Source organism: Pedobacter steynii (genome assembly GCF_001721645.1).
Taxonomy (GTDB): Bacteria; Bacteroidota; Bacteroidia; order Sphingobacteriales; family Sphingobacteriaceae; genus Pedobacter; species Pedobacter steynii_A.
The window spans coordinates 668,815-693,794 of sequence record NZ_CP017141.1 but is presented as its reverse complement, the minus strand read 5'-3'; the positions used below and the strand labels follow the sequence as shown (position 1 = coordinate 693,794).

Genomic DNA, 24,980 nt, shown 5'->3' with positions numbered 1-24,980 from the left:
TTTACTAACCAATTTGAGTATGAACAAACAATATAAGAAAGCCGACGTGGTCATCATTGGGGGAGGTGTCTTTGGTTGTGCCATCGCCTATTATTATACCCGCAATAACCCCGGCAAAAAAATTATCGTTCTTGACCGAAACGAACTTTGTAATGCGGCTACGAGCCATGCCGCAGCATTGGTGACCAAAATCCGGGCGAAAAAATCCTTTATCCCACTTTCCCTTGAAACCTATCAGGTAGTTACTGAAATGGAAAAAATCCTTGGCGAATCTATGGACATGAAGTTTAGTGGTGTGATTCACCTGGCGGCTTCTGAAGCAAGGCTGGCTGAACTGAAGGAATTGATGGAAATTGCGGCTGAATTTAATCAGCCGGCCCATTATATATCTGCGGAAGAAGCACATCAAATGTCGCCATGGTTAAAGACAGATGAGGCTTTGGCCATTGGCTACATGCCTGATGAAGCCTATTGCGATCCATATCTGTTGGGAACCTTTTTCTCCAGGTGCGCAAAAATGCAGGGGGCAGAATTTATCCAGGGGCTTGAAGCAACGAATCTGATTATGGAGGGTAATGATATCCTTGGTGTTCATACGAAAGAGGGAGAGATCATCGCAGGAACAACGATTGTAGCCTCCGGTGCCTGGGCACCAAAATTTGCGCGTGAGGCAGGGGTTAGTCTGCCGATGGCACCCACCAGAAGCCAATACTGGATCACGGAGAAGGATGCGATTTTTCCGGTAAATTCGCCGATCGTATTGCTGCCGGATGCACAGGCTTATGCACGCCCGGAAGGGGGGAGTTTGCTCTTTGGAATCAGAGAGCGAAACTCTTTAAGTGTCTCCGCAGATGTCATTCCCTCGGATGTAAAAGACTTTTCTTTTAGTCCGGATAAGGGAGTCCAGGATCTTTCGGAAGTGATCGACCGGCTTGCCCGCTTCTTTCCGAAAGTTTACGATATCGGAATGAAGTATTATGTGGCGGGTTTTTCAGGATATACTCCGGACAATAACCTCTCAATGGGAGTCGCTCCGGGTGTAAATCACCTGTTGATGGCTACAGGTTGCGTGGGGGCAGGAATTTCGGTCAGCGGTGGAGTAGGGCTTGCTTTTGCAGAACTGGCTGCGGGTAAGGAAAATCCGTACGACTTCTCTGCATTTAACCTTCAGCGGTTCGGAGCGGTTGATCCCTTTAGTCCCGAATGGCTGGAAAGATGCGCCCGTGCAAGATCAACAAAAGTAAGTGGATAGATAAATCATCAGGATGAACCGACTTAAACATTTACTTAGCCATTCCAAAGTATGCTTTGTGATCTGGTGTATGATTGCTGCTTTTGGTACTTATTTCTGTATGTATGCCTTTAGGAAGCCCTTTACCAGTGGTACCTATTCCGGTATGAGTTTGTGGGGCCTGGATTATAAAGCGGTACTGATCATTGCTCAGGTGTTTGGATATATGGTCTCTAAATTTATGGGAATAAAGGTGATTTCAGAGCTTAAAGCTTCGGGAAGAAAAAAGCTCATCATTTGTCTGATCCTTTTTGCCGAAGTGTCTTTGCTCCTCTTCGGGCTGGTGCCTTATCCTTATAACTTTTTCTTTTTGTTTCTGAATGGACTGCCTTTGGGGATGGTCTGGGGCATTATTTTTAGTTACCTCGAGGGAAGGCGTTTTACCGAAATGCTGGCCATGGGGATGAGTATCAGCCTCATTGTATCTTCAGGAATCATTAAGACCATTTACTTTATGGTGCAGGAATGGTTTCCTTTTATCAATGAATTCTGGATGCCCTGTATCATGGGCCTGCTCTTTTTACCAGCCTTCCTCTTGTTTGTGTGGATGTTATCAGTGATTCCCGAACCGGATGATACGGATAAATTATTGAGGGTGGAGCGCCTGCCTATGACCGCTGAAGATAAACGGCAGGCTTTAAAAGAATATGGGCCGGCGATTCTTGGAATTGGGTTGATCTATACCATGCTCACTACGATGAGGGATTTTCGGGACAATTTCTCGGTAGAAATCTGGAACGAAATTGCACCCCATTGGGATAAAACGGTCTTTTCACTAACAGAAGCCATTACGGGAGTGATTGTATTGATGGCCATAGGCTGTCTGTCGCTGATTCGAAATAACATCAAAGGTTTCTGGGGAACACAATACCTGGTGGCGCTGGGGCTGCTGATTAGCGGAGGAAGTACTTTGCTCTTTCACCTTCAGCTATTAAGTCCCTTTTTCTGGATGCTGTTGGTTGGAATGGGGCTGTTTTTGGCTTATACGCCCATTCAGGTGGTTTTATTTGAACGAATGATCGCACTATTTAAAATCAAAGCTAATGCGGGTTTCTTTGTATACATGTGTGACTCTGCAGGATACCTGGGGAGTGTTGGTCTCTTACTTTATAAGGAGTTTTTTATGAAGGATTTAAGCTGGGCAAAGGTGTTGATGCAATTCAGTTACCTGCTCACCGTCATTTGCCTGTTGCTGCTCATTTTGTCTGCACTTTTTTTTAACCGTAAAATTGGTGTTAAAGGGCCTATTACCGGAATATTGGACCGGATGCCATTAAATAAATAAGATATGAAAAATAAACTATTCTTCCTGTTATTGATATTCGCACAGGGAGCTTTTGCACAAACTAAAATTTCTGATGGAAACCTGATCATCATCTCCGTAGATGGATTGAGATGGGGCGAAGTGTTTAAAGGAGCGGAGAGAGAATTACTGCTCGATAAAAAATTCAACTCCCAGGATTCTACCGAACGATTTAAAAAATATTGGTCTGAGGATCTACAGCAAAGAAGGCTCAGCTTGATGCCATTCCTTTGGACTACAATTGTAAAGCACGGACAGATTTATGGAAACCGGGATTTGGGGAATAAGGTAAATGTTAAAAACCCTTACTGGATTTCCTATCCGGGCCGTAGTGAAAACCTGACCGGCTATGCAGATCCTAAAGTAAAGTCGAACGGGCATCCCGATAATGAAAACAAAAACATCCTGGAATTTCTGGATCAGCAGAAAGGATATAAAGGAAAGGTGGTGAGTTTTGCTTCCTGGGCAGCAGTTGGAAGGATCATCAATAGAAAACGTAATGGCTTACTGGTGAATATTCCGGGAGAAAATATCATTGGGAGAAACCTTAGTGAGGGAGAAGCTTTGGCAAATGAAATTCAGCATTACGAACCCAAAATTTGGGGCAATGAAGAGCGCCTGGATGCGACAACTTATGCACTGGCAAAATCTTACCTCAGGGCCAGACATCCTAAAGTACTTTATCTCGATCTTGCTGATACCGATGAGTATGGGCATGAAGATAAATATGATTTTTACCTTGATGCCACCAGAAATGTTGATGCCATGATTGGTAACTTATGGAATTACCTGCAGAGCGATCCCTTTTACAAGGGCAAAACAACCTTAATGATTATGCCAGATCATGGCAGGGGTGAAGGTAATCAGTGGACGAGCCATGGAGCCCGGATTCCTCATGCCAATGATACCTGGTTAATTGCAATGGGACCTGGGATTAAGCCTTTGGGGGAACTGAAAATTGAAGGACAAATTTATCAGGATCAACTGGCAAAAACAATGGTGAAGTTATTGGGATTTGAATTCAGCTCTGTTCATCCGATTGGGGCAGCAATTGAAAGCATCCTGAAATAATAAAAGCGGGTACTGAAATGATGAATTGCATGATGAAATTAAAGATGGGGCTAATTCTGATCCTAATAATGCTTGGACAGAATAATGTAAATGCACAACAACCGGTGTATCAGTTGAATTTTGATGATTTCGGTTTTAAGGAACGTATTACCCCTATAGACAGTGCCTATTATGCGGTTGATCTGCAGCAATCACAATATGCCAAAGGCCTGAGCGGAAAAGCATTGGATCTTTCCGCTCAGGCAATTTTGAGAAGACCTGTTAAACTGAATAAAGGGACCTTGCCTGAACTCACTGAAAAGACATCCTTTTCTGTCCAGATCTGGGTGAAAACCATCGCGAATGCAAGTATGGGGAGTCCGGTTATGGGAAATAAAATTGCTGAGGACCTTTCTACCATTGGATGGCAGATTTATACACAGGAAAATGGAGCATGGGCCCTGGTTTTAAATGATGGAAAACAGCGTTATGAGTATAAGCCAACGGCCCAAAGGCAGCGGATCAATGATGGCAACTGGCATCAGATTGTCTTTACCGTGCAAAGAGACCGACAGGAAGTATGGATCTATCTGGATGGGAAAAATACCGCAATTTACAATACACCAGGGCTTGGTGGTTTTGAAAATAAGCTTTCCACTGTTATCGGCGGATCTGATGAAAAATGGGAGTACGGGTCTAATGCACAATGGAATGCTTTCAATGGTTTTGTGGATGAAGTAAAGGTCTGGAATCTTGCCATTTCTGCCTCCGAAGTTCAAAAGCAGTATGTACAGTTTTTTCCTGATCAGGTGAAAACAGAAGAAACATACGATCCGGCACATTTAAAGGTTTTAACCTGGAATATCTGGCATGGTGGACATCGGTACGGACAGACCGTAGGTTTGGAACGTGTGATCGAAACCATCAAATCAACCAATGCCGACATCGTAGGGCTTGTGGAAACCTATGGTTCAGGAGCAATTATTGCAGATTCATTAGGCTATTATTTTTACCTGATTAGTGCTAACCTCTCTGTCATGAGCCGTTATCCCATTCTGGAAACCATCAGAGAATTCCAGCCCTCTAATTTTGGCGGATTGAAATTAAAACTGAGTCCGGATAAAAAGCTGATTTATTTTAATACCTGGCTGAATTATTTACCTGACGTTGATGCAAGCATCAGACAACAGCATAAAAGTGCTCCTGAGTTGATCAGGGAGGAAGCACCAACGCGACATGCCGAAATTAAGGAAATTCTAAAAAAGATTAGTCCCTATCTTAAAAATACAGATCATTTGCCAGTGGTTATGGCTGGTGATTTCAATATGGGATCTCATCTGGACTGGATTGAAGAAACTAAAGCCATTCATTATGGACTGGCAGTGGAATGGCCGGAAAGCCTCGAAATGCTAGAGGCAGGGTTTACGGACAGTTACCGGAAACTACATGTCAACCCTTTATCTGATCCCGGACTAACCTGGGGCCTAAGGGCTGCACCAACAACAAATTTATATGGCTTACGGGACAGAATTGATTTTATTTACTATAAGGGGAAAGAACTTAACCCTATTGAATCAAGAGTGATTGACTATCATCCGGTGATGTTTCCTTCTGATCATGCTGCATTAATGACGGTGTTTCAATTAAAGACACGTTAAACTTATTCTAATTGTTTATGCAGCTCTTCCTTACTTGGTAACACCGCTTTATACTCTTTTGCAAAGATCTGTTTATTATCTTCGGGCAGGGTAAACTCTACAATTGTTCTGTTCTCTTCTTTACATAAAATGATCCCTATAGTCGGATTCTCCTGAGCGGTCTTTATTTTTCTATCATAGTAATTTACATACATCTGCATTTGGCCGATATCCTGATGTGTGAGCTTGCCTATTTTCAGATCGAAAAGAACGAAACATTTTAACAGTCTGTTGTAGAAAACCAGGTCAACAAAGAAACTGTCTCCTTCAAATGTAAATCTGCGCTGTCTGCCTTCAAATAGAAAACCTTTTCCTAATTCCGACATGAAATGTTCCAGTTTATCGATAATCGCGGTTTCCAGATCGTTTTCCGAATATTTGGCATCTTCTTTTAACCCGAGAAATTCCAGTACGTAATGACTTTTTAGCGCATCAGCCGGCTGATCAATTATCTGACCTTTTTTAGCGAGCTTATGTACACTTTCTTTGTCTTTGCTTAAGCTCAGGCGTTCGAACAATGCGGCATTATACTGTCGTTGTAACTCTCTTACTGACCAGTTGTTTGCTGAAGCTTCAATTTCATAAAAACTGCGTTCATTATCATCTTTCATTTTTAGTAATTGAATGTAATGAGTCCAGCTTAAACGGAATGGGAATTCCCCTTTGTCCTGAATCACTGATATAGATTTCTGGCAATTTGAAGATTTCCGCATCACTGATGCGGAAATCCTGTGTTGATAAATCAAGTAAAATTTCCGGAACCGTTCAAGGTTATCAGCTGAATAACCTTTTCCAAACTCCTTTGTTAATTCCTTACTTAGACGGGGAATGGTTTCTTTTGCATATGCTGCACGTTGTATTCCCAATTGTTCATCCTCGACGATCATTTTGCCTATTTGGAAATAAGCCAGGATCATAGCCGAATTAATGCTCCGGACAACATGGGCCTGAGTTTCACATAGGATTGTTTTTATACTTTCAAAAAGAGGAAAGTCATTGTTTTTTAAGGATTTGTCTTTTGTCGGTCCGGCAGGGTGCTTCATTTACTTTGCTGTTTTGTATAGGCAATCTTGAGTAATATATTTTGAAATTCCACGAAACAGGATGTTTTTATTTTAATAATTGTTAATTATGTGTTCTTAATGTTAATTTATGTTAAATGATATTGATCGATGTCGTTATGTGATAGAGAGTTATTATCTTGTAGGTGATAAAAAACATAATCTGGCATAATCATAAAAAAACAATCAAATGAAGAAGTTAATTTTATTATTTCTCCTGATCCCTTTTCTGGGAATTGCACAGGATAAAGGAACACATTTTGAACATGGACTCAATTGGAAACAGGTTCAGGAAAAAGCAAAGAAGGAAAACAAATATCTTTTTGTGGATTGCTTTACCACCTGGTGCGGACCTTGTAAATACATGGCCAGTACCATTTTCCCACAGGAGAAAGTAGGCGCCTTTTTCAATAAAAATTTTGTCAATGTAAAAGTTCAGTTCGATAAGACCAAAGAAGACAGTGAAGAAATAAAAAGCTGGTATGCGGATGCAGATGCGATTAATGCAGCCTATAAAATTCAGGCTTATCCTACATTTCTGATCTTTTCACCAAATGGTGAATTGGTGCACCGGATTGTTGGTGGTGGAGAGGCTGATGCTTTTATTGCCAAAGCAGAAAAGGCATTGAACCCGGAAACACAGTACTATACCCTGCTAAAAAAATATGAAGCAGGTAATGCCAGCCCGCAAACCTTAAAACAATTGGCTTTTATTGCTGAAGAAGCTTATGATCAGGGAAATGCAGCGAAGTTGTCTGCTGCTTATCTGGCAACACAAACAGATTTATACACTAAAGATAACCTGGAGTTTTTAGGGAAGTTTACCCAAAACAGCAAGAGTAAAGGATTTCAGCTGATGCTGAAAGAGCCAGGGAAAGTAGATGCCGTATTAGGTAAAGGAAAGTCTAATAAAATCTTGAGTGGGGTGATCCTTCAGGAGGAAATTTATCCTCATTTGAGAAAGCCTTCTGCTAATCTGGATTCACTGATTGCGCTGGCAAAATCAAAATATCCTACTGTAGACCTGAGCAAATCAACAGAACTTTTGCAGGTTCAGTTTTATCAAAACACGAAGAACTGGCCCAAATTTCAATCGTCTGTATTGGCTTATATGAAAAAATACGGAACTGAAGTAGAAGGTTCGATGTTAAATAGCTTTGCCTGGACGGTATTTGAAAATTGCGAAGATGCGGAGTGTGTGGCCTCTGCCATGGCCTGGAGTAAACGCAGTGTCGAGGATACCCAGAGTAAAGAACCTGCTTTCCTGGATACCTATGCTAACCTGCTTTATAAAATGGGAAAGAAAGAGGAAGCGATTGCTATGCAGAAGAAGGCGATTGAACTGGTTCCTGCAACGGAAAAAGCAAACTATCAGACTACTCTTGATAAAATGCAAAAGGGAGAGAAAACCTGGTAAAAGAATAAGAACATACCAATATGATCATGAAAAAGCCCTGGATTTATATCCAGGGCTTTTTCATGATTATATGTCATGATATCTTTATATCATAATATCCGGGTGTAGTTTGTATCAGAATTGTTCCTTTAAGTCCAATCTGCCTCTGCTTGAATCCTTGTGATTTATTGTATATTGGATTGGGATATATTTTATCAATGAGGGGTTTCTTTAAATTTTATTTCACGGTGGTGCTGATTGCTGTGGCCAGATTTGCTGCTGCAGCCATAAATCAGGATCCTGGTCAGTTTTATTTTCAGCAGTTTGATAACCGGAATGGCTTGTCAAACAGCGCGGTTAATGTTGTTTTTCAGGATAAAGATCAATTGCTATGGGTGGGTACATGGGATGGATTAAACAGATATGACGGTACCGATTTCAAGGTTTTTAATTACAACAGTGAAAACAAAAGTGGAAGCATAGGAAACAATGTCATTCAGGATATCAGGGAAGATGGGAAGGCCAATATCTGGATCAGTACGATTGGCGGAATCACCAGGTTTGAAAAACCTCAGGGAAAGTTTTATCATTATTTTTATAATCAGGCTACAAAAAGAAGTGTAACTGAAAAAGAATATGAACTGGCAATAGGAACTGATGGTACCGTTTTCTGCTATAGCAAAACCTATGGTTTAAAATGGTTTGATTCAAAGCTTAATCAGTTTAAGCCGATTCCTTTTCCTGCAGGAATTAAGAAAATCCTGAAAATGGAATGTGCCGGGAATGGTTTGATGTGGTTTCTCCAAAATGATGGGACCTTGCTGAACGGTAAAGTAGGCCGGTCAGGCTTAAGCCAGGTCAGAATTTTAAAGCCTCAAAAACAGATCAATAATTTCTTCCTGGCCAATAACCGGATTTTTTTTACAGATAACCAGAAAGATTTATGGGCTGTTGATTCACAGTTTATTCCCCAAAAAATAAGCAATATTGGAGGTAGCGTTAAATCCATCAGCTATTACCAGTCGTATTATATCCTGGTCCGGGACGGACAGGGAATAGCGGTGTTCGATCAGGAGTTTAAGCCTTCTTCTTTCCTGCAGCAAGAGGTACGCCAGCTGGCCAATATCAGGGTAACCAATATTGAAGTAGCGAAAGACAACGTTTTGTGGATCGGAACGGATGGAGATGGCCTGATCAAGATCTATCCAAAAATTAACTATTTCGGACTGGTCAATAAAAGCAGTTTTGCTGATCTGGATAAACCGGTCCGGGCTTTTGCGGAGGTAGATGGAAATTTATGGGTAGGTACTAAAGGAAGAGGAATTGTGATCTTAAATGATTTCTGGTCCAGGTCTCCGGGCAATTCCTTAAAAACCGGGCTTAATACCGGCAATGGCCTGGAAAACAATTCAGTGTATGCCCTGAAAAAGGGAGTATCCCCCTACATCTATATCGGGACAGATGGAAAAGGGCTTGGAATCTACGACCTGAATAAAAAAAGGACAATCCCCTGGAATGAACTTGCCGGAGTGGAGAAATTACCTGCTTTTGGTTCTGTTTATGCTATTCTGCAGGATAAAGACAGCTCATTATGGCTGGGAACAAGTGGTAGCGGACTGATTCATTTAAAGCTTGGCAAAACTGCCGCAGGCAGTTTAAGTATCAGCTATTTTAAACAATACTTGTCTGGCGGAACGAATGGGCCCGCCAATGACATCATCTATGCGTTGAGTCATGATCAGGACGACCGGCTTTGGATCGCCTGCCGTTATGGAGGCCTGAGTGTATTGAATAAAAAAACAGGGAAATTCAGAACTTTTAAAGCTTTTTCTGCTCCGGACAACCTTTCGAACAATGATGTGCTTTCTCTCTACCTGGACGCCAAAAAAAGGTTATGGATCGGGACGAGTTATGGACTGAATATGCTCAGCCATCAGGAGTCTCTGAAGGATAAGCCTTCCTTCAAAAAATATACGATGAATGAGGGGCTGCCCAACAATACCATCCATGCCATCGAAGGGGCCAATTCAGGAAGTATCTGGCTGAGTACCAATAAAGGTCTGGCCAGGTTGAATCCTGAAAATGGTGCCATCGCTAATTTCAGAGCTGGCGATGGACTTCAAAGCAATGAATTTAGCGATGGTGCAGTATGGAAGTCTGCGGATGGCAGGTTGTATTTTGGAGGGATTTACGGATTTAATTATTTTGTTCCGGAGCGCATTACCGGTAATAAGCTACAGCCTAATGTATTGGTTTCCAATATACAGATGGGTGGGCAGAACCTGGATGAAAACAGGGTGCAGGTCCTGAAGTCCGTTCAATCTATAGTTCCGGAATATACTTTAGCGCGCAAAAATAATTTCTTCCAGGTAAGTCTGAAATCCATGAGCTTTTTAAATGAAGCCAAGAACGAATTTGCCTATAAACTGGAAGGATTGGACCAGAACTGGAATTATGCCGGCTCAATAGGAAATATCATTTATAACAATGTCCCTCCCGGCAACTATATCCTAAAAGTAAGATGGAGCAATGGAGAGGGCGTGTGGACGGAAGGGATCAGCGTATTCAGACTGCATGTGGAGCAATACTTTTGGCTCACTTATTATGCATTGTTCGCCTATGTGCTCCTGCTGATTGCATCTGGTTATGCTTTTCACGTATACCGCAAAAATAAACTCCAGATGAAGTACCAGTTGCAGATGGAGCATCTGTTGCGACAAAAAGAGGAAGAGGAGCATCAGAAACGCCTGAATTTCTTTACCAATATTGCACACGAAATTCAGACGCCATTAACGATGATCATGGGCTCTGTAGAACACCTCAGAAAGAAAGAAAATAACTATTTCGTTTCTATGGTCCATCAGCATACTGCAAGGTTAACCTATTTAGTACAGCAATTGCTGGAATTCAGGAAGGCAGAAGCGGGGTACCTGAAAAAACAGGAGGATTATGTCGACATCAGTAAAATGCTGGACAGCCTCTCCGAACTGTTTATTCCGGCGAGTGAAAAAAATAACCAGCAATACCTTAGGACTATCCCTGAAGGAATTGCAGGCTCCATAGATAAGGATAAATTTGAAAAGGTATTGTACAACCTGTTGTCGAATGCTTTTAAACATTCCGGAACCGGGGAAACGGTGGCTTTCAAAGTCTGGTACCATCCTCAGGAACGGATGTTGGAACTGAGTGTGTCCAATTCAGGCTGTAGCCTGAAAACAGAACACCTGGAACAGATCTTTAACAGGTTTTATGTCAGCAATGAACAGCAAACGGAAAAATTCAGTACGGGAATTGGTCTGGCCTTTACAAAAGAACTGATCAGCCTGATGGGCGCTGATATTCAGGTGAGCCTACAAAATGACTGGATAGATTTCAGGATAAACATACCGCTGACGGAAGTCAGGGCTGCGGAAGAAACCCAGGTGATTACCTCTGCACCCTCTGCGCTGTATGAATCCCTGCTGCAGGTACATGAACAGCCGGATATGGTTTCTGCTGAAGAGGGGAATAAAAGCAGCCTCATTGATGACCTTCAGCAGGGAGAAAAGTTAAGCATCTTATTGGTCGAGGATGAACCTGAACTTCGTTTCCTGATCAGGAATGTCTTAAAAGAGCATTACGTGGTCTATGAAGCGGGAACGGGGCTGGAAGCATTGGCCTTCTTGCATAAAACCATTCCAGGTATGATCATCAGCGATGTGATGATGCCTGATATGAACGGACTGGAATTATGCCGGACCGTAAAACAAACACCCGCCATGGCCAGAATCCCCTTTGTTATTTTATCTGCCAGAGGATCAGAAGACCATAAAGCGGAAGGATATGAGCTGGGAGCGGATGCCTATATCCCGAAACCGTTCCAGATCAATTACCTCCATGCACGGATTCGTAAACTGCTGGACGACCAGCGCCGGATGGAACACCTGATTAAAGATCAGCACATTACTAATCAGTTCATGGATGTGGATATCGCCGATACAGATAAGAAGTTTCTGGAGGAGCTGCTGAAGGTAATTGAGACAAATCTGAATGAACCTGAACTGAATGCAGCAACATTGGAAGATGCACTTTCCATCAGCAAAATGCAATTGTATAGAAGGCTGAAATCCCTCGCCGGAATGACTCCCGCTGAGTTTATCAAAAGAATCCGGTTGAAACATGCCGCGGATATGCTGATTGCTTCGCAGTATACGGTATCTGAAATATTTTACCGAACCGGATTTAATAACAAATCTTACTTTTTCAGGGAGTTTAAAAAGATCTATCATTGTGCACCAAATGAATATCGTCAGCAACAATACGAAGAGCATACACATCTTCTATAGGTATTTTTGCTTTTTGTGCTTTGTATTTGTAATTTAGAAAGTACTAACGCTCAACTTCTTTACTATGAAAACGCCCCCTCAAATCTCAATCAATTGGTATGGCATTCTTTGATCTTCATTGTCACCCCGGACTAAAAACCCTATTCCTCCCACAAGATGGAAGGCAATTTTCTGCCTGGAGCAACCTAAATCCTAAGGATCACCTGATTGGCGACATTCTGGAATCTCAATGTTCCCTAAAAATGCTAATGCAGCAGGGGGATATGAACCTGGTTTGTCTGACCCTGCATCCACCGGAAATCGGAATGATTGACCAATTTCTGCTAAAAATAGGTGCTGCAACGGTCTATAAAAAATTCCTGAGCAGGGACCGGTTAAATGAGATGATCACCTTAACCAGCTCATACCAGCAGACTTTTGCACAGGAATTTGCAAACATCAGTGCAGCTCCAAGACCTGAAGATCAGATAGAAGCGGGAAAGAAGATTAAATTCCTCAAAAACTGGAACGAATATCAGGCTACCGATTTCAATACCCTGCATATCTTATTTAACATCGAAGGAGCGCATACCTTTTACGACCTTAACAATAGGGTGAAGGATATAGAACAGGTGGTCGGTAATTTCAATTCTTTTATAAGTAAAGGTTTTAGGGTCTTATATTTCACACTGGCGCATTTAACACCAAATGAATTTATTACCCATGCCTACGGGAATAAACTGCTTACAAAAGGACCGCTGCTGCCCAAGGGAATAGGGATCACTGCATTTGGGAAGCGAATGATTGAAAATGCCTATGCTAAAAAGGTCTTCATCGACGTCAAACACATGAGCCTTGTTTCCCGGCGGATTTTCTATCTGTTCAGAAAGAAACATTTTCCGGATATGCCCATCATCGCCAGCCATATTGGTTTGACAGGAGAGAGCTGGACGGTATTTCGGAAAGATAGAAATATGGTCATCAACCCGGTCAGGAAGAGCTATGGCTATAAATTGACCTGGCTTAAAAACAGGGGTAAACTGGAAGGAACAGACTTCTATCCGCTCTCCATAAATTTATATAATGAAGACATTACTGAAATCCTGGGTAGTAAAGGCCTTATCGGCATCTCTCTGGACCTGAGAATACTTGGTGGTAAAGATAAAACCGGAGCTTTGCAAAGTGATTTTTACAGCCATGAAGAATATGAATTGCTCACTGCTCCGGATGCAGATCAACAAATACAGGCCTTATCCGAACAGTTTGATATGGGGCAAATCGACAACGGCAATACCACGCTCAACCTGGTTCATCCCGAGCCTCAGGACATAGGGGATCTGAATGAAGCCGATGCAGAACTCCAGCAGATCTTTGCTTCAAAAAAGAAAACGGACCTGTCTGCGGATTACAGGTACCATGTGCGCTTGGTACTTAACCATATCATCCGGATCTGGGAAATTACAGACTGGTACGGGATGCCTGCACCATGGGATCATTTATGTATCGGCTCTGACTTCGACGGGATGATTGCAGCAGTAGCTTGTTTTCGGAATTCAACAGAGGCGGCAACTTTTGCCCTGTCACTAAAAACTGAACTGGAGCTTGAACTACCGCATTACCCGGATATCCATCTTACCGCCGGCGAAATTGTAGATCGTTTGATGTTTCGAAATGCGAAGGCTTTTCTGGAAAAACATTTTTAATAGTGCAAGAATACGTCCCTTTGTAACTATAGTGAACTAAAATGTAACTATAGTACACTCCTTCAGGTGGCTACTCCTATAAATTTGTGATAACCAAATATATCACAGATGAAAAGAAATCTACTCTTCTCACTGGGTTTGTCACTGTTAATCGTGCTATCAGGGCTTAGTGCTCTGGCCCAGGTAAAACTAAGTGGAAAAGTGACTGATGAAAATCAGCAACCCTTTCCGGGGGTTGTTGTTCAGCAACTGAATACACCAAACAAAACGGCTACGGATGCAAATGGAGCATATGTGATTACGCTACTTCCGGACGGCCCGAAATCACTCGTGTTTAATTATGTTGGTTATCTTCCGGTAACGCTTCCTTATACCGGAAATGCACTATTGAACCTATCGATGAAACCCAGTGTTTCAGATTTGAATGAGGTCATCGTAGTGGGGTATACGAGCTTACGTAAAAATACCATTTCCGGAGCGATGGGAAACCTGAATGTTGGTGATGGAGAGAAACGAAGGGTTCCTGATGTGGCACAAATGCTGCAAGGTCAGGTGTCTGGAGTACAGGTAACGCAAAGTACCGGCGCACCAGGTGACCCGATCAATATCCGCATTCGCGGAGAGAATACCATTGGATTCAACAGCCCTTTATTTATTGTAGATGGAACACCAACGCTGGACATTTCTTTTTTAAATCCTTCAGATATTAAAAGCTTATCAGTCATGAAAGATGCCGCTTCTGCTGCGATCTATGGTGCACGTGCGGCTGGTGGGGTGGTTCAGATCACCACTAAACAAGGGGTAGCCAACCGCTCTACACTGGAACTGAGCTATTATAACGGAATTCAGAAGGTGACCAATCTGCCCACACTCCTAAATACGGCTCAATACCTGAGCAAACAGGAACAGGCCTGGAAAAATGGGGGGAAACCGGATCCAAATCCTTTTACCGCAGCGAAGGGAAGAACGGATCTGGCAGATACCGATTGGCTGAATGAACTTTTTGAAACGGGAAGGTCCCAAAATGCACAGTTAACGGCAAGTGGTGGCAGCGATCAGGTTCAATACCTTTTGTCTGGTGCTTATTACAAACAAAATGGAATTGTGGTCTATAACCACGATCAGTATGAACGCTTTAATTTCAGGGCAAATATTAACGCAAAACTGACGGACCGCTTTAAAATCGGAACCAATCTCCAGATGTCAACGGCAAAACAGGACTGGTTATCTTCAAAAGGTGACGCACCAGGGATTATTCGCCACGCCCTGTTAAGACCGCCGGTATTGTCGGTTTTCAAGGACCCTTCAGACCCAACTTATAAAACCGACAATCCTTTTACGGACCTGCCTTTTTATAAATTCAATAGCAGCAATGGCGGATGGGACCAGAATTTTGAGAGAACTTCCAACCCGATCGCACTCGCTTATTTTGCCAACGACAAAAGAAATAATGTGAAAACTTTTGGAAATGCCTATGCGGAATATGCATTCCTGGGCGATAAATCCCTGACGTTAAGAACAAACCTGGGTGTCGACCTGAATTTTCTGCACAATAAGGCATTCCTGCAAAACTTTGGAGATGACGACAACAATGATCCCAATGAGGTGGATCCGGGGGCAGGCAGACAAAACCGGCCAAACGGATTGAACGAGGAAAGAGGCGAGGAACTGAACCTGACCTGGAACAATACCCTGAATTATGTCAAAACGATTGATAAACATGCCATCAACGGATTGGTAGGAACAGAATATATTAAAAATAAAGCATCAGGGCTTTCTGCTTCCAGAAAACGTTATGATTATACCACTAACAGTTTTCAGTACATCGATTTTGGCTCTTCTGCCAGAGACCTTTGGAATGGTGGAAATGCGAGTGAATGGGCGCTGTTCTCTGTTTTTGCTTCCGGAACTTATGTGTATGATTCGCGCTATATGTTAACGGCAAATCTCAGGGGAGATGCTTCTTCCAGATTTGGAGAGAATAAACAATGGGGATATTTTCCTTCTGTATCTGCCGGATGGGCGATCTCCGAAGAATCTTTCATGAAGGAGGTCAAATGGATTTCAAACTTAAAACTAAGGGCAAGTACAGGAAAACTGGGAAATCAGCAGATTCCTAATTATGCCTACCTGAGTACCATGATTAAAGATGGGGAAGGATATTCACTGAACCGTTATGGCAATCCCGACCTGAAATGGGAAACGACTTCACAACAGAATATCGGACTGGATTTTAACCTGTTCAGTAACAAACTGGCCCTCTCGGCCGATTATTTTGTGAAAACTACTTCTGATATCCTTTTGCAACTGAGTTTGCCTGAAATGGTGGGTTCAGTGAGCCCGACGTATGTAAATGCAGGTAAAGTAAGAAATAAAGGATTTGAATTTTCTGCCAGTTATCGCAATGCCATCGGTGATTTTAACTATTCCCTAAGCGGAAATATGGCAACCTTAAATAACAAAGTCATACAGCTACATCCGAATGTGCCGACGCTGAGCGGACCATTCACAAGAACGGTTCCCGGCCAACCACTAAATGCATTCTATGGTTATAAAATGGAAGGAATTTACCAAACCCAGGCCGAGGTAACACAACACCTGTCCGGAACAAGTAATCCATCACAGGTACCCGGAGATATCAAATTTGCTGACCTGGATGGAAATGGCCAGATCAATGATAATGACCGGACTTTCCTTGGGAACCCGATTCCTAAATTTTCCTATGGCATCAACCTGTCTGGTGGTTATAAAGGTTTTGACTTTTCGGTATTCATGCAAGGAGTTCAGGGGATAGACAAATACAATGATGCGAAGAAGATTACCGATTTTGACAGCAGGCCATTTAACTCTTCAATAGCGGTTCTTCAAAGCTGGAATGGCCCGGGAACATCGAATACCATGCCGCGGGTGAGTACCACCGATACGGGAGTAAGCCGGGTGTCCAGTCTGTTTGTTGAAGACGCGTCTTATTTCAGGATTAAAAATGTGGAACTCGGTTATTCTTTCGGTGATCTGATGAAGAAAACAAAACTGGGAGTAAAGGATGTCAGACTTTATGTTTCTGGTCAGAACCTGTATACAAGCACGAAGTACAGTGGCCTGGATCCGGAATCTATCGATCAGGTGGATATGGGGACCTACCCGCAATCACGCGCATTCCTGTTTGGTGTAAATGTTAAATTTTAAAAGATATTCAGATGAAACAATTATATATATCCTTATTCGCCGTAGGCTTAATGTTTACTGCGGGTTGTAAGAAAGAGCTGTATAAAGATCCGATTGGGTTAATTACCCCGGAACAGGTGAGCACAGACCCGACCTTAAATACAGTGGTCTCTTCGGTTGATGCTTCCTATAGAATGTTGTCCTATACCTTAAACCTGATGGGAAACTGGGATTGGTCTGGTGGTAAAGTGATTCGCCCGGATGTCATCCTGCAGGATATCGCCGGAGGGGATGTGTTAAAGAAATGGAACCCGGATGGGGATCAACCCTGGATGGATGATATTGCCGGTTTCAGGTTCACCTCAGAAAACGGAGGTTTTAATGGGGTCTGGGCTTTTAACTATCAGGGAATCTCCAAAGCCAACCTGGCACTCAGCTATCTGACAGACGAAGCGCTGATTGCGAAGATCGGGATGGAGGCAACACTGAGGAGTCGGTTGCTTGGAGAAGCCTACTTTTTAAGGGCGTATTATTATTTTGACCTGGTTAATAATTTCGGGGATGTCCCGATCATCACCAAACCTCTAAAAACCTTTAATGAGGCTTATGAAGTGGCGAGAACGGTTCCGCAATCACAAGCCTGGGCATTAATCAATGATGACCTGAGTAAAGCTAAAGCGGCACTTCCGGCTACGAAATTTTCGAGTACGGCAGAGAAATGGCGGGTATCAAAAGGAGCTGTTGTGGCATTGCAGGCGAAGGTAGCCCTGTATAACCAGAAATGGACGGAAGTGATTGCACTGGTGACGGAGCTGGAAGGAATGGGCATGTATACCTTGAATGCCAATTACTTTGACAATTTCAATGTGTCGAAAGAGTTTAACGACAATGAAGTCATCTTTGCCTATGACCACATCTCCGGACAGACTGTCCGTAAAGGAAATGGGATCAGTGCTTTGTTAGACTGGGGCTTCTTTGCACCCAGCGCTGATTTTCTGAATGCTTTCGAAACCAATGATCCGAGATTAGCTTACACAGTTAATGTGACGGATAAAAATGTAAATAAGCTATTGGGATCGCTTAACGGTGCAAATAAAGGCAATGATGATGGACCAAGTAATAAAATCATGATCCGGATGGCGGATGTGTTGCTTTGGAAAGCTGAAGCCTATAACGAAAACAACGCTTATGTCAATGCAATAACCATCATCAACAACATCCGAAGGCGCGCAAGAACTTCGCCAACAGCTGCAGGAGGCATTGCCCCGATCGGTACATTACCGGACCGTTCAGTGGCGGTGACCAATAAAGCGCAGATCAAAAGCTGGCTGATGCAGGAGCGAAGGGTGGAACTTGGCTTCGAAGGGCAACGGTTGAATGATCTTAAGCGCTGGAAAACAGCAAAAACAGTGTTGACTGCCCTGGGCAAGAATTTCCAGGACCACAATTACCTGTATCCCGTACCACAGGGTGAAGTGGATAAATCAGGAAAAGCAATCGTACAAAACCCAGGTTATTAATAGTTATGAAAGATCAGGCACAAAGATTTACAGAAAATCCATTATTGTCGCCCGCCGATTTAAAGCCAAGCAGAGCCGGACTGGAAATCAGCTGTCTCTTAAACCCAGGTGTCTTTACTTTTGAAGGAAAGACCTGGCTGCTGGTCCGCGTGGCAGAAAGACCGGCTCAGCAGGAAGGGGTCATTTCTTTTCCGGTATTAAAGGAGGATGGAATTGAAATTATAGAAATCCCTACTGATGATCCGGAGCTGAATGCGGAGGATCCAAGAGTGATCAGGTACAAAGGCGTAGATTATCTGACTACCCTTTCTCATTTGCGCCTGCTCTGCAGTGAAGATGGGATCCGCTTTTATGAACCTGAAGGCTATCCGTTCCTGCAGGGAGAAAATATGCAGGAAGCTTTTGGAATAGAGGACTGCAGGGTAAGCCTGCTGAATGGTACTTACTACCTGACTTATACTGCCGTTTCAGAACAAGGGGTAGGTGTGGGGTTGCGTACAACGAAAGACTGGAAAAATTTTGAATCTGAAGGGATGATCATTCCTCCTCACAATAAGGATTGCGCCATTTTTGAAGAAAAGATCAATGGGAAATTTTATGCCTTGCACCGCCCAAGCAGCGTGGACATTGGCGGGAATTACATCTGGCTTGCAGAATCTCCGGACGGCATACACTGGGGGAAACATAAATGTCTCGTCACTACCCGAAAAAATAGCTGGGATAGTGCCAGGGTAGGTGGAGGGGCAGCACCAATCAAAACGGAAAAGGGCTGGCTGGAAATTTACCATGGTGCCAATTCAGCTCATCAGTATTGTTTAGGTGCCTTTTTACTCGATCTGCTCGACCCTTCCATCGTGATTGCAAGATCAGAAAAACCAATTATGATGCCCACAACTACTTACGAGCTGAGTGGTTTCTTCGGGCATGTTGTATTCACCAATGGCCATGTGGTTAAAGGGGATGAACTCACAATTTATTATGGTGCTGCCGACGAATTTGTTTGCGGGGCTAAATTTTCTATAGCTGAAATCTTAAACTCCTTATCCTACGAGCATGATTAATAAACTAAAGTCCGAAATCGCGCATTTCAAGACCCAGTCTCATAATTTTAAAGTGCTGACTTTAACCAATCTGATCTATAGCATTGTTTTGCCGGTGATCGATATTTTTGTGGCAGCTTACGTGATGCGAAGTTCAAACGATCCGGTAAAGGTGGTGGTGTATCAGCTGACCATCTATACCGGAATTCCATTAACTTTTCTGATCAATGGCTGGTTGTTAAACCGTTTTCCGATTAAAGTACTTTATTCCTTTGGAATGGTGCTCAGTGCCATCTCGATGATGATCATGATGTCGCTGAAAACACTTGACATTACCGGAATCGGAATCGCAGGTATTGTGATGGGGATGTCTTTTGGCTTTTACTGGGCGAACCGGGATTTCCTGGCCCTGGCCACGACCAACGACAGCAACCGCAATTACTATTATGGCCTGGAAACATTTTTCTATACCATCATCGCGGTTGTCATTCCGGTGATCATTGGCTGGTTCATTGAGTTTTCTGCCACTGCCGGTGATGCAAAAATGGCTTATAAAATTGTAACGGGTGTCGTATTTGTCATTACCATTGCAGCTTCAGTGATGTGCTTTACCGGAAAGTTCAGCAATCCGGTTAACAAGAAGTTTATCTATTTTAAGTTTCATACTTACTGGTACCGGCTGATGTCGCTGGCAGTTTTAAAAGGCCTGGTACAGGGGTTTTTGGTGACCGCTCCGGCAATGCTGATCATGCTGCTGCTTGGAAAAGAAGGGGCATTGGGAACAGCTCAGTCGGTAGGAGCAGTATTTGCTGCGGTGCTGATGTACATCATCGGCCGTAAAACCGGACCGGAACACCGGATTTATGTGTTCGGAACAGGCCTTGTTTTATTTACCGTTGCTGCGCTCATTAACGGAATCCTGTTTAATGAAACCGGAGTCATCCTGTTTATGTTGTTCCTTCTGCTGGCTAAGCCGCTGCTGGACCTGGCCTATTTTCCCATCCAGTTTAGTGTGATCGATATCCTGACTAAAAAAGAAAAGAGAAGCGAATTCGCCTATATTTTAAACCATGAAGCCGGACTATATATTGGCCGCCTTACCGGTGCCGGAACATTTCTGCTGCTGGCCTATTATTTTTCCAATGAAATAGCCCTTCGCTATGCCATTATTATTGTTGCCGTTTTGCAGCTGAGTTCTTACTGGGTAGCAAAAGGGATCCTGAAAAAGGGAAAAATAATGAATGAAGAACTACAGCTGGAAGAAGAAAGCCAGGCCAAAGTGATGGTTCCGGCTGCGGTTTAACCGGAGCCGGAACTACCTGAAAACTATTTTTTGATACCTTTAGATGAACCCCAATGATGAAACTTAAACTGACCCTCCTTTCTTTATTTATAGTTACCCTTTGCCATGCTCAGGTTAAACAGGTTAAAATTGACCGCGTAAACCAGATGGCCGACCTGCCCCGGCCGCTTCAGATCATCGATTGGAAAGCAATGGCCCTTAACTTTGACCGGACGATTTACGATTTTAATGCCAAAGGCAAATACTGGCCGATGGTTTGGATGGACAGTACGGGCAAGAATTTTAAGCAGCCGGTGATGGGAATGTATACTGCAGTGGGGGATGTGAGGCAGGGTTCGCAACATAATAAAGGCATGTTTCATGAGGCCCTGGCCAATATGGGGGCTGTTCTGGGGGCCACATTGGTTGGGCTTGATAAAAGCAATCAGCAGGGATTGAATTATGTAGGTATGCTGAAAAACTATTTCAATAAAGACACCGGATGGGACATCATGATGAACAATACGGCCCCGGAAGTGGCCTTGCTAGGAGGAGGTTATGGCAGGGACTGGTGGTATGATGTATACCCGAATGTATTGTTCTATGCGATTTATGATCAATATCCTTCAGCTCCGGATTTTGAAATGATGGCCAGAAGCATCGCAGAGAAATTCTATCAGGCGGATTCCATTTTAAATGGCAATTACAATTATTCTTATTTTGATTATGGGAAGATGAAACCCATGACCACGCAAATCTGCGCGCAGCCGGATGCTGCGGCCGGACATGCTTACGTCTTGTATGCAGCTTATAAAAGGTTTGGTGATCCCCGTTACCTCAAAGGGGCAATATCGGCGATGAAAGCACTGGAAAGTCAGAAAATCAATCCTACTTATGAACTGTTAATGCCTTTCGGTGCTTATCTGGCGGCAAGGATGAATGCGGAGCAGGGGACTGCTTTTGATATTCAGAAAATGTTAAACTGGACCTTCGACGGAACTGCTGTCTGCAGAGAAGGCTGGGGTTTTTTAGTAGGTAACTGGAATGGTTTTGATATTTCGGGAACTGTTGGATGTACGGTTGATCATGGTGGTTATGCTTTTCTGATGAACACTTTTGATGCCGCATGGCCATTGGTCCCTTTGGTGAGGTACCAGCCACAATATGCAAATGCGATTGGGAAATGGATGTTAAATGCAGTCAATGCATCCAGATTCTTTTACCCTCAGTATATGCCCAAAGAACACCAGACTTTACCTGACCTCGCGGCAGTAACTAAGGGAGTGATTGCTTATGAAGGCTTTGCAAAAGCCTCTACTTTTGACACCTTGTATCAGTCCTTAAAAGCACCGGTAGCACAGGGGGATGGTCCTAAATGGATGCCGGGACAGAATCCGGAAGTATCTCAGTTCAGTGTTTACGGAAGCGGACATGCCGGGATTTTTGGCGGAATTGTCAAAGAAACAGTGGTCAAGGGTATATTAGGACTGGATTTACTGGCAACAGACTTTTACCGCCAGTCTGCTTATCCAACCTGGTTGTTTTATAACCCTTACCCGACCTCCAAAACCATCGGCTTTAAAGTGCCGGCTACAGGGAAATCAGATGTATATGATTTGGTGAGCCAACGTTTTATGGCCAGAAATGTACAGGTAGTGACGAAGCTGCGTATTCCGGCTATGCAATCGGTAGTTCTGGTCTGTATCCCTGCTGGAAAAAAAATCCGCGTTAAAAATAAACAGCTATCCGTTGGAGGGATAGTGGTAGACTACAATTATGTGCAAAACAGGTATATTAAAAAGTAACCTTAAGATGTACCAGGAGAAGTTTTCAAAGCTCGAGGACTGTCCTTGATCCTGAATCCTGCCTATGCCAGGAATGTAAAATAGTTAAATTATGGGCAGTAATGGTTTGAAAGCGCCTAAAAACTGATTATATTGGACATCAATAGGCTGTAGAATCGATTTTGATAGGTACAGCAAAAGATGATGCAATGGAATCAGCAATAAATTTTAAATTATTTAAACATATGTTAGGAAGGTTATCATTTGTGTTTTTTACCACAGCTGTGCTTGCTTGTCAGGCTGCTGCACCGAAAACGCAACCTGTTGTAGAGGGAGTGAAGAATATAAAACCAGATATACAGCAACAATTTGTGATGAAAGAAGTGGTTGGATTGATTGAAAACTACAACTATAAAAAGGTCAAAATCAATGATTCTATCTCTTCCATCATTTTTGATCAATACCTGAAATCTTTAGATCAGGGGAAAAACTATTTTCTGAGTTCCGATATCAGGGACTTTGAGAAATACAGGTACGAGCTGGATAATGATTTTAAGAACGGGGATTTAAGTGTGCCTTTTTACATGTATAATACTTATCTGAAAAGACTGAATGAACGTCTGGACTATGCAGTTGCACAAGTTAAAAAAGAGATGAATTTCGGACAGAATGATACTTATGTTTATGACCGTTCAAAAATGCCCTGGCCTGCTTCCGTGGCCGAATTAAATGATACCTGGAAAAGACGGGTTAAATATGAACTGATCAATTTAAACCTTGCCGGTTCCGCACCAGCCAAAAGCATGGAGACGGTAAGCAAAAACTATCAGGATTTAAAAATTCAGGTTGCAAAGGTCAATAATCAGGATGTTTTTCAGATGTTGATGGATGCTTTTACAGCGTCACTGGATCCACATACAAATTATTTCAATGCTTCTAATGCGACTGCATTTAATGAAGAAATGTCGCGTTCGATTGTGGGAATCGGTGCTTTGCTGATGATCGAAAATGAGGTGCCTAAAATTGTCAATGTAGTACCTGGTGGACCTGCGGCCAAGGGAAAGCAATTGAGTGCGGGCGACCGGATTGTAGCAGTAGCTCAGGGAGATGGTCCTTTTGTAAGTATCGTTGGCTGGAGACTGGAGGTGAGTATTTCCAAGATCAAGGGCGCTAAAGGCACAAAGGTTCGCTTGAAAGTCATCCCTGATGGCAAAGAATTGTCTTCTGAACCGGTGATTGTGGAATTGATCCGTGATAAAGTCATTCAACAGGCACAATCAGCCCAGAAAAGTGTAAAGACCGTTAATAGTAATGGTAGAGATTATAAAGTTGGGGTGATCTATGTTCCGGCATTTTATCTTGATTTTGAAGCAGCAAGAGCCGGAGATAAGAATTTTAAAAGCACCACACGTGATGTTAAAATGCTGATTGATACTTTGAAAAATCAAGATAAGGTAGATGGAATTGTGATGGATTTACGTGGAAATGGTGGAGGTGCTTTATTGGAAGCGGTTTCACTGGCCGGATTATTTATTGACAAAGGACCGGTAGTTCAGGTAAAAAATATAAGCGGTAAAACCAGAGTTGAAGGCTTAACAGGAGAGGAGCTTTCCTGGACAGGTCCATTGGGAGTAATCGTAGACCGTTCGAGCGCCTCCTCTTCAGAGATCTTTACGGGAGTAATTCAGGATTATGACCGGGGGATTGTGATGGGAAGTCAGACTTATGGTAAAGGAACGGTTCAATCTGTAATCAGCTTAAACAGACTGGTGAACCCGGAAGTGCTTAAAAAAATGGCTGCCTTAATTAATCAAGGTGATTCTACACGTGAAAAGGGAGCTAATCCTTCGGAAATTAATTTAGGACAGATCAACCTGACCATGGACAAATACTACCGGATAACCGGGAGCAGTACACAGCATAAAGGGGTGAGTCCGGATATCAGTTTTCCTTCCAGATATCAGATGGATAAGATCGGTGAGAGCAGTCAGCCTTCAGCGCTATCCTGGGATGTGATCAATGGTGCTCCCTTCCAGCCGCTTGCCAACCTTTCGACAATAAAAGCAGAATTGATCAAAAGAAGTGAAAAACGCATGGCTGAGTCTTTATATTTTAAATTCTTTAAACAAAACCTTGCGGAAGCTAAGAAGCGTAGCAATGAACGTTCTGTCACTTTAAACGAGGCAAAGATTAAAAAGGAACGTGACGATCAGGAAGCCGAGAACTTCAACCGACGAAATGAATTAAGGGTTTACAGAGGTCTTCCCGTATTAAAAAAGGGAGATAAAGCGACTAAGGATGATTCTTTTGATTTTATTGAAGATGAATCTGTTAAAGTAATGGCTGATTTTATGGGGCTTTCTTTGGGAAATAAAAAAGTATAA

14 protein-coding genes are annotated in these 24,980 nt (G+C 42.9%); 13 read left to right on the top strand and 1 reads right to left on the bottom strand.

Translation table 11 applies throughout. From position 1 onward, the window contains the following. The first annotated feature begins 19 nt into the window (after positions 1 to 19). The 4 genes from BFS30_RS02915 to BFS30_RS02900 are packed head-to-tail and all read left to right on the top strand — an operon-like array spanning position 20 to position 5,302. Positions 20 to 1,252 (top strand): NAD(P)/FAD-dependent oxidoreductase, encoded by a 1,233-nt coding sequence (locus BFS30_RS02915; RefSeq protein WP_069377903.1) that lies wholly within the window; start codon positions 20 to 22, stop codon positions 1,250 to 1,252. A gap of 13 nt (positions 1,253 to 1,265) precedes the next feature. Then, positions 1,266 to 2,576, top strand: a complete 1,311-nt coding sequence (locus BFS30_RS02910) for a DUF5690 family protein (RefSeq protein ID WP_069377902.1) — start codon at positions 1,266 to 1,268, stop codon at positions 2,574 to 2,576. 3 nt (positions 2,577 to 2,579) lie between these two features. After that, the gene (locus BFS30_RS02905) at positions 2,580 to 3,665 is read left to right on the top strand and encodes an alkaline phosphatase family protein (RefSeq protein ID WP_069377901.1); all 1,086 of its coding nucleotides are present in this window, start codon (positions 2,580 to 2,582) and stop codon (positions 3,663 to 3,665) included. Positions 3,666 to 3,694: 29 nt separating this feature from the next. Then, positions 3,695 to 5,302, top strand: a complete 1,608-nt coding sequence (locus BFS30_RS02900) for an endonuclease/exonuclease/phosphatase family protein (protein ID WP_167353121.1) — start codon at positions 3,695 to 3,697, stop codon at positions 5,300 to 5,302. Positions 5,303 to 5,304: 2 nt separating this feature from the next. On the opposite strand, the gene BFS30_RS02895 is transcribed toward BFS30_RS02900, so the two are convergent. Beyond that, positions 5,305 to 6,384: a PDDEXK nuclease domain-containing protein gene (locus BFS30_RS02895; RefSeq protein WP_069377899.1), complete on the bottom strand. Its 1,080-nt coding sequence runs from the start codon at positions 6,382 to 6,384 to the stop codon at positions 5,305 to 5,307. Positions 6,385 to 6,592: 208 nt separating this feature from the next. Between BFS30_RS02895 and BFS30_RS02890 the strand changes: the two genes are divergently transcribed. From BFS30_RS02890 to BFS30_RS02850, 9 genes are all read left to right on the top strand, one after another. After that, entirely contained in the window at positions 6,593 to 7,819 is a 1,227-nt protein-coding gene (locus BFS30_RS02890) for a thioredoxin family protein (protein ID WP_069377898.1), read from the top strand. Positions 7,820 to 8,016: 197 nt separating this feature from the next. Then, positions 8,017 to 12,123, top strand: coding sequence for a two-component regulator propeller domain-containing protein (locus BFS30_RS02885; protein WP_069377897.1), 4,107 nt, complete (start codon positions 8,017 to 8,019; stop codon positions 12,121 to 12,123). Between the two features lie 98 nt (positions 12,124 to 12,221). Then, positions 12,222 to 13,805 (top strand): membrane dipeptidase, encoded by a 1,584-nt coding sequence (locus tag BFS30_RS02880; protein ID WP_069377896.1) that lies wholly within the window; start codon positions 12,222 to 12,224, stop codon positions 13,803 to 13,805. Positions 13,806 to 13,913: 108 nt separating this feature from the next. Beyond that, positions 13,914 to 16,991: a SusC/RagA family TonB-linked outer membrane protein gene (locus tag BFS30_RS02875; RefSeq protein ID WP_069377895.1), complete on the top strand. Its 3,078-nt coding sequence runs from the start codon at positions 13,914 to 13,916 to the stop codon at positions 16,989 to 16,991. 11 nt (positions 16,992 to 17,002) lie between these two features. Then, a complete protein-coding gene (locus BFS30_RS02870; protein WP_069377894.1) occupies positions 17,003 to 18,490 on the top strand; it encodes a RagB/SusD family nutrient uptake outer membrane protein in 1,488 nt (495 codons plus the stop codon). Between the two features lie 5 nt (positions 18,491 to 18,495). Then, positions 18,496 to 19,551: a glycoside hydrolase family 130 protein gene (locus tag BFS30_RS02865; protein WP_069377893.1), complete on the top strand. Its 1,056-nt coding sequence runs from the start codon at positions 18,496 to 18,498 to the stop codon at positions 19,549 to 19,551. Beyond that, positions 19,544 to 20,833 (top strand): MFS transporter, encoded by a 1,290-nt coding sequence (locus BFS30_RS02860; protein ID WP_069377892.1) that lies wholly within the window; start codon positions 19,544 to 19,546, stop codon positions 20,831 to 20,833. The genes BFS30_RS02865 and BFS30_RS02860 overlap by 8 nt, the downstream gene beginning before the upstream one ends. A gap of 53 nt (positions 20,834 to 20,886) precedes the next feature. Next, entirely contained in the window at positions 20,887 to 22,617 is a 1,731-nt protein-coding gene (locus BFS30_RS02855) for a hypothetical protein (protein WP_208603024.1), read from the top strand. Between the two features lie 224 nt (positions 22,618 to 22,841). Further along, on the top strand, positions 22,842 to 24,980 hold the full coding sequence (locus tag BFS30_RS02850) for a carboxy terminal-processing peptidase (protein ID WP_083252275.1): 2,139 nt from the start codon (positions 22,842 to 22,844) through the stop codon (positions 24,978 to 24,980).

Bases quoted from the DNA above. Each gene is read 5' to 3' on its own strand.
- BFS30_RS02915 (WP_069377903.1), top strand. From the start codon at position 20: ATGAACAAACAATATAAGAAAGCCGACGTGGTCATCATTGGGGGAGGT.
- BFS30_RS02910 (WP_069377902.1), top strand. From the start codon at position 1,266: ATGAACCGACTTAAACATTTACTTAGCCATTCCAAAGTATGCTTTGTG.
- BFS30_RS02855 (WP_208603024.1), top strand. From the start codon at position 20,887: ATGATGAAACTTAAACTGACCCTCCTTTCTTTATTTATAGTTACCCTT.
- BFS30_RS02870 (WP_069377894.1), top strand. From the start codon at position 17,003: ATGAAACAATTATATATATCCTTATTCGCCGTAGGCTTAATGTTTACT.
- BFS30_RS02865 (WP_069377893.1), top strand. From the start codon at position 18,496: ATGAAAGATCAGGCACAAAGATTTACAGAAAATCCATTATTGTCGCCC.
- BFS30_RS02900 (WP_167353121.1), top strand. From the start codon at position 3,695: ATGATGAAATTAAAGATGGGGCTAATTCTGATCCTAATAATGCTTGGA.
- BFS30_RS02850 (WP_083252275.1), top strand. From the start codon at position 22,842: ATGTTAGGAAGGTTATCATTTGTGTTTTTTACCACAGCTGTGCTTGCT.
- BFS30_RS02860 (WP_069377892.1), top strand. From the start codon at position 19,544: ATGATTAATAAACTAAAGTCCGAAATCGCGCATTTCAAGACCCAGTCT.
- BFS30_RS02875 (WP_069377895.1), top strand. From the start codon at position 13,914: ATGAAAAGAAATCTACTCTTCTCACTGGGTTTGTCACTGTTAATCGTG.
- BFS30_RS02885 (WP_069377897.1), top strand. From the start codon at position 8,017: ATGAGGGGTTTCTTTAAATTTTATTTCACGGTGGTGCTGATTGCTGTG.
- BFS30_RS02895 (WP_069377899.1), bottom strand. From the start codon at position 6,384: ATGAAGCACCCTGCCGGACCGACAAAAGACAAATCCTTAAAAAACAAT.
- BFS30_RS02890 (WP_069377898.1), top strand. From the start codon at position 6,593: ATGAAGAAGTTAATTTTATTATTTCTCCTGATCCCTTTTCTGGGAATT.
- BFS30_RS02905 (WP_069377901.1), top strand. From the start codon at position 2,580: ATGAAAAATAAACTATTCTTCCTGTTATTGATATTCGCACAGGGAGCT.
- BFS30_RS02880 (WP_069377896.1), top strand. From the start codon at position 12,222: ATGGCATTCTTTGATCTTCATTGTCACCCCGGACTAAAAACCCTATTC.